Source organism: Aciduliprofundum boonei T469 (genome assembly GCF_000025665.1).
In the GTDB taxonomy this organism is placed as follows: domain Archaea; phylum Thermoplasmatota; class Thermoplasmata; order Thermoplasmatales; family Aciduliprofundaceae; genus Aciduliprofundum; species Aciduliprofundum boonei.
In genome coordinates, this window is sequence record NC_013926.1 from 443,652 (window position 1) to 458,315 (window position 14,664).

At 40.3% G+C, this 14,664-nt stretch carries 17 protein-coding genes and 3 tRNA genes; 10 read left to right on the forward strand and 10 right to left on the reverse strand.

Features of this window, described 5'->3' with window-relative positions; all coding sequences use genetic code 11:
* Window positions 1-12 precede the first annotated feature (12 nt).
* Genes ABOO_RS02270 through tmk form a run of 4 tightly spaced genes read right to left on the reverse strand, consistent with a single transcriptional unit; the run spans window position 13 to window position 2,477 of the window.
* The gene (locus ABOO_RS02270) at window positions 13-585 is read right to left on the reverse strand and encodes a DUF998 domain-containing protein (protein ID WP_008082355.1); all 573 of its coding nucleotides are present in this window, start codon (window positions 583-585) and stop codon (window positions 13-15) included.
* A 25-nt stretch (window positions 586-610) separates the two neighbouring features.
* Window positions 611-970, reverse strand: a complete 360-nt coding sequence (locus ABOO_RS02275; RefSeq protein ID WP_008082278.1) for a YigZ family protein — start codon at window positions 968-970, stop codon at window positions 611-613.
* Entirely contained in the window at window positions 963-1,874 is a 912-nt protein-coding gene (locus tag ABOO_RS02280; protein ID WP_008082481.1) for an endonuclease V, read from the reverse strand. Before ABOO_RS02280 ends, ABOO_RS02275 begins: the two co-directional genes overlap by 8 nt.
* Window positions 1,875-1,883: 9 nt before the next feature.
* Entirely contained in the window at window positions 1,884-2,477 is a 594-nt protein-coding gene (gene tmk, locus ABOO_RS02285; RefSeq protein WP_008082265.1) for a dTMP kinase, read from the reverse strand.
* A 51-nt stretch (window positions 2,478-2,528) separates the two neighbouring features.
* On the opposite strand from tmk, the gene hxlA reads away from it, so the two are divergent.
* Window positions 2,529-3,809 carry a 3-hexulose-6-phosphate synthase gene (gene hxlA, locus ABOO_RS02290; RefSeq protein ID WP_008082110.1) on the forward strand — a complete coding sequence of 427 codons (1,281 nt, stop codon included), beginning with the start codon at window positions 2,529-2,531 and terminating at the stop codon, window positions 3,807-3,809.
* On the opposite strand, the gene ABOO_RS02295 is transcribed toward hxlA, so the two are convergent.
* The gene (locus tag ABOO_RS02295; RefSeq protein ID WP_012997141.1) at window positions 3,810-4,322 is read right to left on the reverse strand and encodes a ferritin-like domain-containing protein; all 513 of its coding nucleotides are present in this window, start codon (window positions 4,320-4,322) and stop codon (window positions 3,810-3,812) included.
* A gap of 90 nt (window positions 4,323-4,412) precedes the next feature.
* Here ABOO_RS02295 and ABOO_RS02300 point away from each other — a divergent pair, with 90 nt between their 5' ends.
* From ABOO_RS02300 to ABOO_RS02315, 4 genes are read left to right on the forward strand one after another with little or no spacing between them, the layout of a single operon-like run.
* Window positions 4,413-5,627, forward strand: coding sequence for an aromatic amino acid transport family protein (locus ABOO_RS02300; protein WP_008082050.1), 1,215 nt, complete (start codon window positions 4,413-4,415; stop codon window positions 5,625-5,627).
* A 5-nt stretch (window positions 5,628-5,632) separates the two neighbouring features.
* Window positions 5,633-5,863, forward strand: a complete 231-nt coding sequence (locus tag ABOO_RS02305; RefSeq protein WP_008081985.1) for an Lrp/AsnC family transcriptional regulator — start codon at window positions 5,633-5,635, stop codon at window positions 5,861-5,863.
* A gap of 39 nt (window positions 5,864-5,902) precedes the next feature.
* Window positions 5,903-6,604, forward strand: a complete 702-nt coding sequence (locus tag ABOO_RS02310; RefSeq protein WP_236614088.1) for a CpsB/CapC family capsule biosynthesis tyrosine phosphatase — start codon at window positions 5,903-5,905, stop codon at window positions 6,602-6,604.
* On the forward strand, window positions 6,594-7,397 hold the full coding sequence (locus ABOO_RS02315; RefSeq protein ID WP_008082002.1) for an SDR family oxidoreductase: 804 nt from the start codon (window positions 6,594-6,596) through the stop codon (window positions 7,395-7,397). Before ABOO_RS02310 ends, ABOO_RS02315 begins: the two co-directional genes overlap by 11 nt.
* Here ABOO_RS02315 and ABOO_RS02320 read toward each other — a convergent pair.
* A complete protein-coding gene (locus ABOO_RS02320) occupies window positions 7,394-8,479 on the reverse strand; it encodes an MFS transporter (RefSeq protein ID WP_236614087.1) in 1,086 nt (361 codons plus the stop codon). The two genes, ABOO_RS02315 and ABOO_RS02320, sit on opposite strands and share 4 nt — an antisense overlap.
* Before the next feature lie 85 nt (window positions 8,480-8,564).
* Between ABOO_RS02320 and ABOO_RS02325 the strand changes: the two genes are divergently transcribed.
* Both ABOO_RS02325 and lat read left to right on the forward strand, forming a co-directional pair.
* Window positions 8,565-8,636 (forward strand) — tRNA-Gly (locus ABOO_RS02325).
* A 178-nt stretch (window positions 8,637-8,814) separates the two neighbouring features.
* The gene (gene lat, locus ABOO_RS02330; protein ID WP_008082747.1) at window positions 8,815-10,134 is read left to right on the forward strand and encodes an L-lysine 6-transaminase; all 1,320 of its coding nucleotides are present in this window, start codon (window positions 8,815-8,817) and stop codon (window positions 10,132-10,134) included.
* 206 nt (window positions 10,135-10,340) lie between these two features.
* On the opposite strand, the gene ABOO_RS02335 is transcribed toward lat, so the two are convergent.
* Window positions 10,341-10,414 (reverse strand) — tRNA-Ala (locus ABOO_RS02335).
* An 83-nt stretch (window positions 10,415-10,497) separates the two neighbouring features.
* Between ABOO_RS02335 and ABOO_RS02340 the strand changes: the two genes are divergently transcribed.
* Together ABOO_RS02340 and ABOO_RS07965 are read left to right on the forward strand one after the other, a co-directional pair.
* Window positions 10,498-10,625: transfer RNA gene (locus tag ABOO_RS02340), tRNA-Asp, on the forward strand.
* Between the two features lie 65 nt (window positions 10,626-10,690).
* Window positions 10,691-10,852, forward strand: a complete 162-nt coding sequence (locus ABOO_RS07965) for a hypothetical protein (RefSeq protein ID WP_008082624.1) — start codon at window positions 10,691-10,693, stop codon at window positions 10,850-10,852.
* Here ABOO_RS07965 and aspS read toward each other — a convergent pair.
* The 3 genes from aspS to ABOO_RS02355 are packed head-to-tail and all read right to left on the reverse strand — an operon-like array spanning window position 10,849 to window position 13,942.
* Window positions 10,849-12,135: an aspartate--tRNA(Asn) ligase gene (aspS, locus tag ABOO_RS02345; protein ID WP_008082617.1), complete on the reverse strand. Its 1,287-nt coding sequence runs from the start codon at window positions 12,133-12,135 to the stop codon at window positions 10,849-10,851. The two genes, ABOO_RS07965 and aspS, sit on opposite strands and share 4 nt — an antisense overlap.
* Before the next feature lie 35 nt (window positions 12,136-12,170).
* Window positions 12,171-13,562, reverse strand: coding sequence for an ATPase domain-containing protein (locus ABOO_RS02350; protein ID WP_008082202.1), 1,392 nt, complete (start codon window positions 13,560-13,562; stop codon window positions 12,171-12,173).
* A complete protein-coding gene (locus ABOO_RS02355; protein WP_008082193.1) occupies window positions 13,559-13,942 on the reverse strand; it encodes a ribbon-helix-helix domain-containing protein in 384 nt (127 codons plus the stop codon). Before ABOO_RS02355 ends, ABOO_RS02350 begins: the two co-directional genes overlap by 4 nt.
* A gap of 78 nt (window positions 13,943-14,020) precedes the next feature.
* Here ABOO_RS02355 and pdxT point away from each other — a divergent pair, with 78 nt between their 5' ends.
* Entirely contained in the window at window positions 14,021-14,599 is a 579-nt protein-coding gene (gene pdxT / locus ABOO_RS02360; RefSeq protein ID WP_008082062.1) for a pyridoxal 5'-phosphate synthase glutaminase subunit PdxT, read from the forward strand.
* The last annotated feature ends 65 nt before the right edge of the window (window positions 14,600-14,664 follow it).

A 14,664-nucleotide genomic window follows, 5' to 3' on the forward strand; every position in this document is an offset into this window, starting at 1 on the left:
AATTGCATCTATTTACAATTTTTCTATGTGTGTTATCCACCAAATCAATGTGTAAACCCAGATAAAGAGAGTGAACGCTCCTGTAAATTCCGCTATGGCTACGCCTTTGAATTTGTTTAAGGCCCAAATTGCAATAGCCCAGCCAATTGAGAATAGGAGAATGGAGAATATGCCCATTCCACGATGTTTCCAGAGAAATCCTATGCCTGTGATCAAAATTCCAAAGGAAGATAGAAGGAAGAATGACCAGCTAACATACCAGTGTGGTGGCGTACCTTCTGGAAAAGTTCCAATCAAAAAGAGGGAAATCATGCCTAAGAGGAGGACATACAGACCCGCTTTAATTATGCCCGAAAATTCTTTTATGAGTCCTATAGTGAAATATGTCATTCCCGCACCCGCAATAATAAGGCCAGTACTGAGAACCCAAGGATAATTCACCCAAGGATGGTATATGTTACCCAAATCACTTATTGCATTATCAGTTAATCTCCACCAAGAAGAGTTGAGATAAATGGCAATTCCAATGAAAATAAAGCCTATGATGGGAGAAACTATCCCAGAATAGATGTACTTTCTATCCATACTTCAAAAATAAAATACAAATATTTTAATTTTTCTCATCAAATTCCATCACACTCTCGGCAGCTTCCCTAAAAGCCCTTGCAACACCACCCACACCGAGTTTTATACCCCCGAAGATTCTTGATACCACAATTGCCCTATTCTTTGCATTATATTTCTTCAACACGCTTAGGATAACCTTGCCTGGATGTCCCACTTCACCATCATCCTTATATTTCTCTTCCCCATCAACTATTGCCGCCCAGCAGTGATGAACTGCCTTCTTGTATTTCCTTCTATGCTCTTTTAAAATCTCTTCCATATCGGCCATACCCTCTATCTCGTAAAGATGCGCGTAGAACTTTGAGTTTTTGACCTTTATCATTCCTGCTGCTATTTCACGCATTATCTTCCCTCCTAAATTTGTTGGCATATATGTGTGCTAACCTAAGGGGCTCAGGATTTTTATACTTCAAGTACTTTTTCACTACTCTCACCGCAGAATCCAGTGTTATCCTATGCCCTGGAGAAACATATATTCCCTTTTTTCTCCCGCTTTGTATGTATTGCCCCACCAATTGAGAGCCAATATAAACCTTTCCTTCTCTAACTTCTCCCATAAGCAGAGATTTTGCAACTCCAATGGTTGCCACATTATTCTTAACTCCAACATAAGTAGCTAGGCCCATAAAACGAGGATGTAAGATACCGTTACCATCGATCATCAGGAGAATATCATCATCCACTTTTTTTAAAATTTCCAAGATTATTGGCTCCTCACGGAATGCAAGATATGTAGGAATGTAAGGGAAATCAACTCTCATTTTCTCTCCTATCACTTCATATTTCCCATCTCTCATAATAACAAGGGCAACATAGGCATTTCTAGAGGAATAGGAAACATCCACACCCCCTATTAACGAAGGATGTGCATCCTCCAAAATCACCTTTTTCCTCAATTCTTCCTGCTCTTTTCTCAATTTTTTCAATGGATAATCCGTTTTAAAATCTTCAAATAGAACTTTGGAAAAATCCTTAACTTTGCCATTCTCTATTTTTATCCCCTCACTGCGCAAGAGCTCTATTTTGCGCTTTATGCCCTCTGGATGCGTAAAACCCCCCAAGCTTCCATCACTCATAACTACGCGATGGCAAGGTATTCGTGGAGGATCTGGATTTTGGGAGAGCATGACACCACAAGCCCTTGCAGCCCTTATATCCCCAAGTGCCCTCGCTAATGCCCCATAAGTGCTAACTCTTCCCTTTGGAATCTGCATTACGAGATCATAAAAATATGAGTAGAGGTCCATATCCTCGCCTCATATCCTATCATCTATTATTTTTCTAACATCCTCATAAACTTCATTCAGATTTCTATTACTATCCACCACAAAGAATCCATACTTATCTGCGAGATCCATATATATATCCTGCACCCTCTCCAAAAACTCTTCCCTCTCAAACTTCTCCTTGAAATCCCTTGTATTGACAAAATCTAACCCTCTCCTTGGTTCTATCTTCAATAGAATAACCATGTCCGGGTCAAGGCGCATGGGCTCATACACGCCTTCTAACCATTTTAAAGCTTTATCCAGGGGCATTAGTTTTTCCATTTGCGCCCCTTGATAGGCGAAAGTTGAGTAAACATATCTATCCGAGATGACAATCTTCCCATCTTCCAAATTTTTCTTTATTGCCTCAACATGCTCGGCTCTATCTGCAAAGAACAATAACGCCTGTGATAATGGATTTTTTTCCTCCTCAATTGCTCTGCGAACATCCTTTCCCATCCAGGTTGTTGTGGGCTCTTCTGTGAGAAAAATATCATGGCCTAAAGAGCTCAAATGCTTAGCAATCCTCCTTGCAATCGTGCTCTTGCCACTACCGTCAATGCCCTCAAAGACGATAAACATAAGGGCTTATAGGATAGCAAGATATTTAACTTTGCACCCCATGTTTATTCTATGCCCATACTTCAAGTTGCATTAGATTTTATGATTTTAGAGCGTGCCTTAAAAGTGGCAGATGAGGCAGTTAAAGGTGGTGCTGATTGGATTGAAGTTGGAACTCCGTTGATAAAGAGCGAGGGTATGAGAGCGGTTAGAGAGATTAAGAGAAGATTCAAAAAGACCGTGGTAGCGGATTTAAAAACCATGGATGTTGGCCGTGTTGAAGTTGAGATGGCCACAAAAAGTGGTGCCTCCGTGGTAACAGTTCTATCCTTAGCAGATGATTCAACAATAGAAGATTCCATAAAAGCCGCCAGAAAATATGGAGCAAGGGTTATGGTAGATTTAATAAATCATCCAGAGCCGGCAAAGAGGGCCAAAGAAGTGGAAAAATTAGGAGCAGATTATGTGTGCGTGCATGTGGGCGTGGACCAGCAGATGCTTGGCAAAAACCCATTGGAGATTTTGAGAGAAGTTGCTTCAACTGTGAGCATACCCGTTGCTGCTGCTGGAGGCATAAACAGCGAGACCGCTGCGGATATTGTGAAGAATGGTGCTGATATTGTTATTGTTGGTGGCGCTATAATAAAAGCTCCCAATGTGGAGGAGGCTGCAAGGAAAATTAAAGAGGCGATAGAGAAGGGGATTAAAATAAAAAGTGAACTATACAAAAAGTACGGAGAGGAAGAATTGAAAGATGCCTTTATGAAAGTTTCAACTCCAAATTTAAGTGATGCCATGCATCGTAAAGGTGCTTTGGGAGATTTTATAAAATTAGGCGGTGGAAAAGTTGTGGGTAAAGCGGTAACGGTGAGAACATTGGATGGTGATTGGGCAAAAGCGGTTGAAGCAATAGATGTTGCAAATCCTGGAGATGTTATTGTCATTGACGCACAGGATGGAAAAACGGCTGTTTGGGGAGAACTAGCCACATGGAGCTGCAAGGTAAAAGGCATAGCAGGAGTGGTAATTTATGGGGCTGCAAGAGATGTGGATGAGATTAAAAAAGCGGATTATCCGGTATTTGCAAGACACATTGCACCAAATGCTGGAGAGCCAAAGGGATTTGGTGAAATTGGAGTAGAACTGAATATTATGGGCGTAAAAATCAAGCCGGGAGATTGGATAATCGGGGACGAGAGCGGAATAGCCGTAGTGCCGAGAGAGGATGCAGTGGAGATAGCAAATCGCGCCTTGGATGTTATGGAGCATGAGAATAGAATTCGAGAGGAGATAAAAAGAGGTGGAACACTCTCCTCTGTTATGGAATTAGAAAAATGGGAAGTTGAAAGATGATTAGAACCTGCTATCTACCTGCATAAATTCCTCATCGTACATTACACTTTCAAATTCTATTATCTCCTCGTATTGCTGCTTGAGTATCTTGTAATGTCCCTCTTCAATCTTTGCCATATACTTCATTATCGTTTTTACCCTTGTATCTTTCATCTTCTCTGCTATGCTCTCGTAATAATCCTTAGCACTAAGCTCTGCTCTCATGGCTCCTTCAAGAATCTTTCTTATATCCGTGGTTCCACCCAACTCCTTAAATATGCTTATTTCTGGAAATTCAGGTATAAAATCAGGATTCTCTGGTGGTTTTGGCTCCTTGCCATTGAAAAGGTCCTTATAAAGTTCAACGAGAATTTCCCTGTGCCTGTCCTCCTCCTTGGCAAGTGCCTCAAGTCTGGTCTTTAAAAATGGATTTTTTGCCTCTTCCGCTACCTTGCTGTAAACTTCCTTTGCAACTTCCTCGCTCTTTATTCCAAGCAATATTAAATCCTCTAAACTATATTTGCTTACATCCATAGCAAGGGATAAACTCTCAAGAGTATAAACATTTTCCTAGCATAAAGATAATTATACTACTTCGCCATATCTTTAAGGCGGTGAGAACTCTTGAAAAATAACATTACAAAGAGAAATCTCACAAAATATGAAATGAGAAGAGCTATGCTTCGCAAACACAAGATTCAAAGGTATTTCAAAAGATTACTCCTAATAAAAAGAGGTTTTATGTTTAAAACCCTCAGAACTTCAACAATAAAGGTAACAAAACCAAAAATTAGTGTTGGCGAGGGGCTCGCAATATTGATAGGCACTCAAATCGGTGCGGGTGTTCTAGGACTTCCCTACGCTGCTGCTCAAGTAGGTTTAATCCCAGCCATCATAATTTTATTTGGGATTATGGGAATTCTTCTGCTAACCGCCCTCTTAACACTCAAACTCTCCGTAGAAATGGGTGGAGCTCAGATGAGCACAATAGCGTATAGAACTTTGGGAAGTTTGGGTGGATGGATTATGTATATAAGCATAAGTGTTATGAGCTTTGGAGCTCTTTTAGCTTACATATCTGGAATGGGCAGTGTTATGAGTTCTTTATTTTCAATAAACACCACTCTGGGTGCATTGATCTTCTGGATTTTTGCCTCTATAATCATATATATGGGCATAGAGGCGAGTGGTAAAACTGAACTTATAATGAACTATGTGATGATTCTTCTTTTTATAGGGGTAATAATAATGCTAGTTCCCCATGCTAATGTAAAAAATGCTCTTTATGTTAAATGGGGTGGTATTTTCGCCATAACTGGTGTATCCATATTTGCATTGGGCTGTCATATGGTAATACCGGATGTGTATAAGGGAATTGGAGATTACAACAAAACTAAGAGAGTGATTGTCTTATCTTTCTTAATACCCACCATAATTTATTCCCTGTTTATGGCAGCATTCTTGCTTGTATATGGAGCAAAAACTCCACAAATTGCTACACAGGCCCTTAGCTCGTTTTATGGTAAATTTGGGGAGATTGTGGGAAATGTTATCCCTTTTATAGCAATTATCACCAGTTATATCGGCGTGGGTTTAGCCCAGCAAAGCAACAGTGTTGAGTATATCAATATGAAAAAGTGGCTGGCATGGAGCTTAACAGTCGTACCACCTCTTTTAGTTTACCTGCTTGGAATTTCAAACTTTACTTATATTCTGGCATTTGCAGGAAGTACCGGGGATCTCACAGCGTTTATAATTCTACCGCTAGCTATGTGGCTCGTAAAATGGTTGAGAAATTACAAAAAGATTAAAATACCTAGCCCAATTGTAAGGAGGTGAGAAATATGATAACTGGATATATATTAATTGCTGTAGCACCTGGAATGGAAGATGCAGTATATGCCCAACTTAAAAAAATACCGGAAATAAAGCAGATTAAATCAGTGTTTGGCGAATACGATATAATAGCTACAATAGATTCAAAGAATATAAAAGAGTTGAGCAAGATCATAGTAAAGAAGATAAGGCCCATTGAAGGTGTTATCACCACGGGTACATTGATAAGCATGGAGTGAAGGATAATTTATTTTAGCATGCGTCCCTATATCTCCTCAATGATTAATTTCCATATCCATAGCACCTGGAGCGATGGCTTATACACCCCTGAAATAATAGTTAGAGAGGCAATAAAGAAAAAAATGGAAAAAATAGCAATTACAGACCACTATGAGACAAAGAAAGTCAACTCTGTACCAAAGAAATATCTAAAAATGTATGTGGAAGATTTGAAAGCTCTTAGAAGGAAGTATGGAGATAAAATAGATATTTACATAGGGATTGAAGTTGATTTTTCACCTCGCACAAATATTGATAATTTACCAAATTTTGAGGAGTTCGATCTTGTTCTATTTGAATATGTTCAAGATTCTCTCTGGGACGGGTACCCGCTCTGGATGCTCCTTGACAAAAGAAAGGAAATTGACGCCTTCGTAATCTTAGCTCACAATGACCTAAATAAAAACTTTGGAGATGCCAATATAGATGCTTTTTTGCGAGTTTTAGAATCTGATAGAATAGGTGTGGAATTGAATACGAGTATGAATTACACAAAACTTGGCACTTACTACTATCGCCTTGCAGAAGATATATTCAAAGAGATGAAAAATTACAAAATCCCGATATCTGTGGGAAGCGATATGCATGAGGATATTGAGAGAGTTGATGATGTTAAAGATGCACTTTCATTCATCCAAGAATTACATCTTGAAGATAACCTAAAATTGTTCTTGAAGGAGGTGAGTGAGAATGAAGGATAGAGTTGCGATTGTTTGTGGTGCAAGCAAGGGCATGGGTAAAGCAATAGCGAAAGAGTTTGCAAAGAATGGAGCCAAGGTTGTCCTCGTGGCCCGTAATGAAGAGAATCTCCTAAAAACTATGCAAGAAATAACAGCAGAAAATGTACAGAGGTTTGATAAGGGAATCACAAATAGGGTCTTGGCCATCCCAGGAGATGTTAGAAACAAGGATGATATTAAAAGAGTGATTAAAGAAACTGTAGATGAATTTGGTGCAATACATATCCTTGTAAATAATGCCGGTGGTCCACCAGCAGGATATTTTGAGGATTTCAAAGATGATGACTGGTACAACGCATTTAACTTAACATTTATGAGTGTAGTTAGATTCATACGCGAGGTTGCACCCTACATGAAAAATCAAAAGTATGGAAGAATAATAAACATAACATCCATGAGCGTGAAACAACCGATAGATAATCTAATTCTTTCTAACACGATGCGCCTTGCTGTGGTTGGCTTAGCAAAGACCCTAGCAACTCAGTGGGCAAAGTATGGAATCACAATAAACAACATAGCTCCTGGACCAATATACACTGAGAGAATTAAAGAATTGTCGTGGAGCATAGCTGAGAAAAAGGGCATTACCTACGAAGAAGCTTTAAAAAGTTGGATTAAGGAAGTCCCTGCAGAGAGATTTGGTGAGCCTGAGGAGGTTGCCTATCTCGCCTCTTTCATAGCTTCCGAGCGTGCTGGTTATATAAACGGAACGACCATTCAAATAGACGGTGGCACAATAAAATTCGTTCTTTAATCTCTCTTTTCTCCAATTTTGAAAATTATTGCTCCAAGAAATGCAATTACAAAGGAAAAGATCATAAGATAACGGTACTGGTTTACAATGCTCATAAACACTCCTCCAAGAATTGGGCCTAAGAATGCACCTATACCTATTGATGAATTCAATAACCCTGTGGCTGTTGCCTTTTCCCTATTTTTAGTAGTCAGGTAATTAAGAGAGCCCACATAGAGGAATGCCCAAGAGGTTGCGAGCATAACCTGAACAGGTATCATCTCCCAAACATTCGTGATTATAGAATACGATAGAAATGTAAGCGCGGATAAAACCAAGCCCCACAAAATCAAACTCGAACTTCTCTTTGTGTCTGCATAATAAAACATGATGAAAAATTGTGCTGTGGAGTTTATTCCCATCGTGGCAGCCTGCCAGAAAGAGTTTCCTCCGATGGATTTAACAAAGAGGGGCCAGTAAGCCCAAATCATCGTAGCTGCAGAGTGCCTGAATATGTAGCCAAGATAAAGGTTCCAGTTTCTTTTTATAACCCCAAGAGGTATCTTGGGCACCTTCTCAACTCTAACTCCAGTATCTTTAATCCCCGAGGATATTGCAAAGGCTATTAAAAAAATCAAAGATGAAAAAATATAAGTTGCTTTGAGTCCAAAAAAGAGGGAAACTATGCCCGCTATGTAAGAGCCCATTGCCCATCCTGCTGCTCCAAACGCCGATAACTTTCCCATCCTCATATTTTCATCATGAGCCAGCGAGATTATCGCTGCTGGAAATATTCCTGCTGCAAATCCAGCGAGCACTCGAAGGAGTAAGAGCGAGTAATAATTCCAGTAAAAATACTGAAAGAGAAATGCGATAGATGCAACGAGAAATCCAGAAATAATGAATATCTTTCTCCCATGCAAATCTGCCAAACGACCAAAAATCATAGAGGATAGAAAATAAGCAAGATTGTAAAATGAGAAAACTAACGCTATCTCCATAGCACTTGCTCCCACACTGGCCGCTAAGGATGGCGTGTAAGTTATAGAGAGCATTAGCGCAGTGTATGTTGCCACCTGTATTGCGTATATCTTCTTCTCCACAGTTGAGCCATGCATTATGGGTTTAATTGCTTTTCCATACAAATTTGCGTTAATTTAATATCCCCTTTCCCATATTACCCAATAAGCGGGTGTAGTCTAGTGGTTAGGACGGAGGCTTCCCAAGCCCCTGACCCGGGTTCAAATCCCGGCACCCGCACTAAGCCCCTTTCTTAGAAAGAAAGGTGCTTTACCCTCAAAGAAACTTTTCAGTGGCAGGTGGTAAAGGAATTCGCTGGTGGTTCCTGATAAACGGCTTTACCCGGAAAGAACTGTGTTTCATCCCAAATTAGCTTTTAATCCAAATATATTTATTGCGGGTTACTATATCCCCAACCATGATATCGCCAAAGGAAGTTCATAAGATTTTAGGAGAGAGGATACTCACAGATGGTTTAGATATGGTTCTGGACATTGAAAAGAGTCACGGTATGTGGCTCTACGATGCGAGGCACAGCAAATACTTTTTAGATTTCTTCGGATTCTTTGCAACCAGTGCTTTGGGAATGAACCATCCAGGGATGTTTGAGCCCGAGTTTTTAAAGAAATTGCAGAGAACGGCCATTAATAAAATCACGAATAGTGATATATACACGGTTGAATACGCCGAGTTTGTGGATACTCTTTCTAAGTACGCCACACCATCTTATTTCAAGTACTTCTTCTTTGTATCAGGTGGAGCTTTAGCGGTGGAGAATGCTCTGAAAACTGCCTTTGACTGGCGTGTGCGTAAAAACATTGCTAATGGAAAAGGAGATAACACACAGAATCTCAAAGTAATTCACCTGAAAGAAGCTTTCCATGGTCGCAGTGGATATACACTTGCCCTGACAAATACATTTGACCCGAACAAAACGAAGTACTTCCCCAAGTTCGAGTGGCCTCGGGTTACAAATCCTAAAATAACATTCCCACTAGAAGGAGAGAACCTTGAAAAGGTTAAAGAACTTGAAAAACAGAGCTTGGAGGAGATACAGAATGCCATAGACAAGTACCAAGATGACATAGCTGCATTTATCATAGAGCCCATTCAGGGAGAAGGTGGAGACAATCATTTCCGTAAAGAGTATTTCCAAGAAGTTCAGGAACTCCTCCACAAGAACGATGTGATGTTCATAGTAGATGAGGTTCAAACTGGTGTTGGTGCCACAGGTAAGTGGTGGGCTCACGAGCATTTTGAGGTGCAGCCAGATATAATGGCCTTCGGCAAGAAAATGAAGGTCTGTGGCATAATGGTAGGACCTAAAGTGGACGAAATAGAGGATAATGTGTTCCATGTGCCAAGCAGGATTAACTCCACCTGGGGTGGAAACATAGTGGACATGGTAAAAGCAAAGAGGATCATAGAAATAATTCACGAGGATAAGCTTGTGGAAAATGCTGCAAAGATGGGCGAGTACATGCTCAAAATGCTTCATGAACTTGAGGAAAAATATCCAGACAAGGTAAGCAATGTTCGCGGCCGCGGCATATTCGATGCCTTTGATCTCGCCACCACAGAGATGCGCGACAAGTTCTTCATAGAATCTTACAAGAATGGTCTACTCGTTCTAAAGAGCGGAGCTCGCGGTATAAGGTTCCGCCCACCTTTGATAATAACAGAGGATGAGATAAACATAGCCCACGAGATTATGGACCGCACTCTCCGCTTCCTCTGATTCTTTTTTCTGATTTTGTTTGGTATGTCTTCTTTCCCTCAGATATCCGCCTAGGATTCTGTAAAGTAGGTTGTTTTTGCTATAAAAATCATTTAGAAGATATCCATGATTAACCCCTATTTTTTCAAGCTGCAGAAATTAGAGAACCAAGCAGGATGTTTGACAATAGGAGAACATGAGATAAGTTCACAAGTTAACGGGGTGAGTGGACCGGGCGGGACTCGAACCCGCGGCCTCCACATTGCGAATGTGGCGATCTACCGGGCTGATCTACCGGCCCTTGTGGTGGCAATTCGCAGAGATTATAAAAATATTGCGTCTCTCAAAAATCTTTATATATTCTTTTTCATTTCGCTGCTTGCTGCCCCGGTAGTGTAGCGGCCTATCATGCGGGCCTGTCGTAGCCCCTTTCTTAGAAAGAAAGCGGCTTTACCCGGAAAGAAAGGGGTTATAGATAGCCCGCGACCCGGGTTCAAATCCCGGCCGGGGCGCTATAAACAATTCTGAAGATTTCTCATGGAAAACTTTGAAATACCAACTTTTCTATAGATAAACAATGCAAAAGATGCTAAAATGTCCAAAATGTGGCTATGAATTCAAAGCACCAAGAATGGACAAAAAGGATTTTGGATATGGCTGGACATTTCCTTATATGGGTGTTATTGAATGCCCCAGGTGCCATTATCGAGCTCCTCGCAAAGAGTTTGAAAATATTTAGGGCACTAACCTCGTTCTATCCCTTGGGAATATCACGCATTCCCTTATGTTCTTCACTCCGGTTATTATCATAACCAATCGCTCAAGCCCGAGACCCCAGCCAGCGTGGGGTGGCATGCCGTAGCGGAATGCTCGGAGGTAATACTCAAAATTCTCTGGGTTCAAGCCCTTGGAGCGCATGACCTCAACTAGGCTTTCATACACATGATTTCTCTGGGCTCCCGATGTTATCTCCCTCTCCCCGTACATAAGGTCAAAGGCGTGGGAATACTTCCCATCAGGTAGCACATAAAAGGGCTTTATCTCCATGGGCCACCTCGTTATGAAATAAAATTCCTGGAGTTCAGAGCCTAGGGCCTTCAATGCCTCTGTAGAGAAATCCTCCCCCCACTCCATATCAATACCCTTCTTCCTAACGATCTCTAGGGCCTCATCGTAGGTTATCCTCTTAAAGGGCAGAGATGGTACCTCCCAATTCATTCCTAAAATTTCCATTTCTTCCTTTCTTTCCTCTTTCAATTTTTTTATGGCGTTAACTATGCTTCCCTCAAGCATATACATAGCATCTTCCTCATCCGCAAAGCTCATCTCTATGTCTATTGATATGAATTCATTTAGATGCCTCGTTGTGTTGTGCTCCTCAGCTCTAAATGCTGGGGCAACTTCCAGAACTCTATCTAAACCTGCAGCCATCAAAACCTGCTTATAAAGTTGTGGACTTTGATTTAAATAAGCATCTTTCTCAAAGTACTTCACAGGGAAAAGCTCCGTACCTCCCTCGGTAGCAGTAGCCACGATTTTCGGAGTATGTACCTCCACAAAGTTCTGGTTTAGAAGATATTCTCTTATCCCCTGCAAAATCGTGCTGCGTATTTCAAAAACTGCTAGAACTTCCCTCTTTCTCAAATCTAGGAAACGATTCTCTATTCGAGTTTCCAAATCAGCAGATACTTTGTCTGCAACACCCAGGGGCAATGGACTCTCTGCCCTGTTCAAAACTTCGATTTCCTCTGGCAATATTTCAAATCCAAGTTTTGCCTGCTTCGTTTTCTGTACTTTACCCTTAGCGCATATAACACTCTCTCGTGTCAATTTTGTATATTCTTTAAACTTCTCTTTTCCAACAATACTGCGAATAAGAGTTAACTGCGCAAAACCATAGCGATCTCGGAGAATTATAAATGCTATCTTTCCCAGAACTCTTATATCGTGAATCCAGCCGCATACTTTAACTTCCTCCCCGTCTAACTGGGCTGCCTCTTTGGTGGTGTGTGTTCGGAGCATGAAGGCAAATCTCCGCATTTTATTTAAAATATTACCTACTTGAAGAATTTCTCAACTCTCTTTTTCATCTCAAGTCTGCGAGGTATCCCACTTATTATTCCCTCAAGATATTCCGCCTTACCTAGAAGTTTTATTCCATCTTTTCCAACTTCGTACTCAATTATGCCTCTCTCATAGTTCACACTACTACTCTTTATAACAACCATAACCTTTCTAAGCTCGGCACCTATTTCGGCATATCTCAAATCTATTATGTTATCAACTAAGTATATTACATTTACATTGCCCAGGCTATATGAGGATATTATGGTAGGCGTTGTATAAGTTATTAGGGTTAATATATTCCTCTCTTTTAAATTCTTCAAAAATTCGTGATACACCTTTCTTATTTCATCGTTCATTTCAACTTCATTTATGCCGTCTAAAACCACCCTCTTTGCATTATTCAATTCTTTAAGCGCTTTCCACATAAACTCATAGGGATCAAAGTTAAATGGGTCCTGATAAATTATCTTACAGGTACTTAAATTAAACCCCAAATCCTTAACTCTTTTAAGCACATCTTTCTCGGGAAAGGCAAAGGATACATAAACACACTTCTCCCCTTTTTTAGCAGCTTCATTTAAAAAATAATAAGCCATAAGCGTTTTACCCGTTCCTGGCGGTCCGGTCAGCAATGTAACATCACCAGTATAAATGTTCCCCAATATCTTCTCCATACCCTTTATCCCAAATTTTACCGTTTGAGGTTTCTGAGGTTCTACTTTCGGTAATATACTGGGATAGACCTCCAAACCATTATTGCTTATTTTAAACCCATGCTTTCCATATACAAAATCGCTGCCTCTCATTTTCAATATCTGTATTCTCCTATGTATGCCATCATAATACAAAACAAGCACACTATCTGCAACATACTCTTCAGCCCCAGCGCTTCTACCCTCTGAAGTAAACAGCATGGTACCTCCTGCCCTCTTTATCCTATGTGAGAGCTCAAAAATAGCTGCTCTTAAATCTTGTAAAGTTCCATATTTGGGCGATAATGGAGCTATCCCGTCTAGAGCTATAATGTTCGTTTTATGAACGCCCATATTTGTGGTTATAACTTCCGCAAGAAGATTCACATCCAAAACATCTTTACCAAGAAGTGGTCTTATACTGCCAAAATCAAGATGATGTACCCTATCTTTAACTTCCTCATATGTTTTTTTCATCCCTTCAGGCAAATTTTTTACTATATTATCCCAAGATTCTTCCATGGAAACATAGAGAACTTCCTTCCCCGCCTTTGCATGGTACAATAGATAATTTACAGCAAACAGGGTTTTTCCTGCCCCTTGTGTGCCTTTAATCAAATTAAAACTATGTTCTAAAAAACCACCCTGCATCAACGAATCCAATTTAGGTATGCCTGTGCCGATTCTCATAACTCCCCCTCCAGCAATCTTCTAGCCAATAGCTCAGCAAGGGTAGGTCCAAGTTTATCCTGAAGAATCTCAACCACTCTAGCTACATACTCCTCCGCATCTTCCTCATCTATTTCCTCTATCTTCTGCGCCATTTCCCTGGCATCTTCTTCATCCATAAAGTTTCTCAAAATGCTCTCTATTTTTTGAGGCATATATCCCATTGCTTTTTTGAGTATTAACTCCCTCTCCTTTATTTCCTTCACATATCTTCTTATAGCATCCCTAACAAACTCTGAAGGTCCTTTCCATCCATAATGAGGGTACTCTTTTATTATCTCATATATTGCAAGATACATTTCTTTTGGAACCCTCACCATCTTATCCTCTTCGCTTCCCACGCTATAAACTAACAATGTTTTTGTATTTAATCTTTCCCCAATGTAAGATTTTTATAAACTCTTACCATATCGCATTTTATGAAAATAGGTGTGCTAGCCATTCAAGGAGATGTCAGTGAGCATATAGAAGCTGTTAAGAGAGCGCTAGAGAATTTTGATGTTAGTGGGGATGTTCTTTACATAAGAAAAAAAGAGCAGATATCACGACTAGATTACATAATAATTCCTGGGGGCGAGAGCACAACAATATCCAGATTAATGGTAAATAGCGGGATATACACTGAGATTCTAAAGCATGCAGAAAATGGCGAGTTGGGAGTAATAGGCACCTGTGCTGGTTCAATTCTCATGGCAAAGGATGTTATTGATGATAAAAGGGTTAAAACCCTAGGTTTAATGGATATGGCAGTTAGAAGAAACTTCTTTGGTAGACAGAGGGAGAGTTTTGAAACAGAGCTGGATATCGAAGGATTGGGGAAATACCATGCAGTTTTCATAAGAGCGCCCGTAATTGATAAATGCTGGGATGGTTGCAGGCCACTCGCGTACATAGGAGATAAAATAGCCATGGCTAAAGAGGGTTCTTTTGTCGCCTTAATATTTCACCCTGAGCTTACCGATGATTACAGAATCTACAAATTATTTTTGAATCTATGAGGGGGGCCTATATTTCCAGTGGAGGGTAAGTTTTAACTCTTGGCTTGCATTTACCTCCTTGGTGA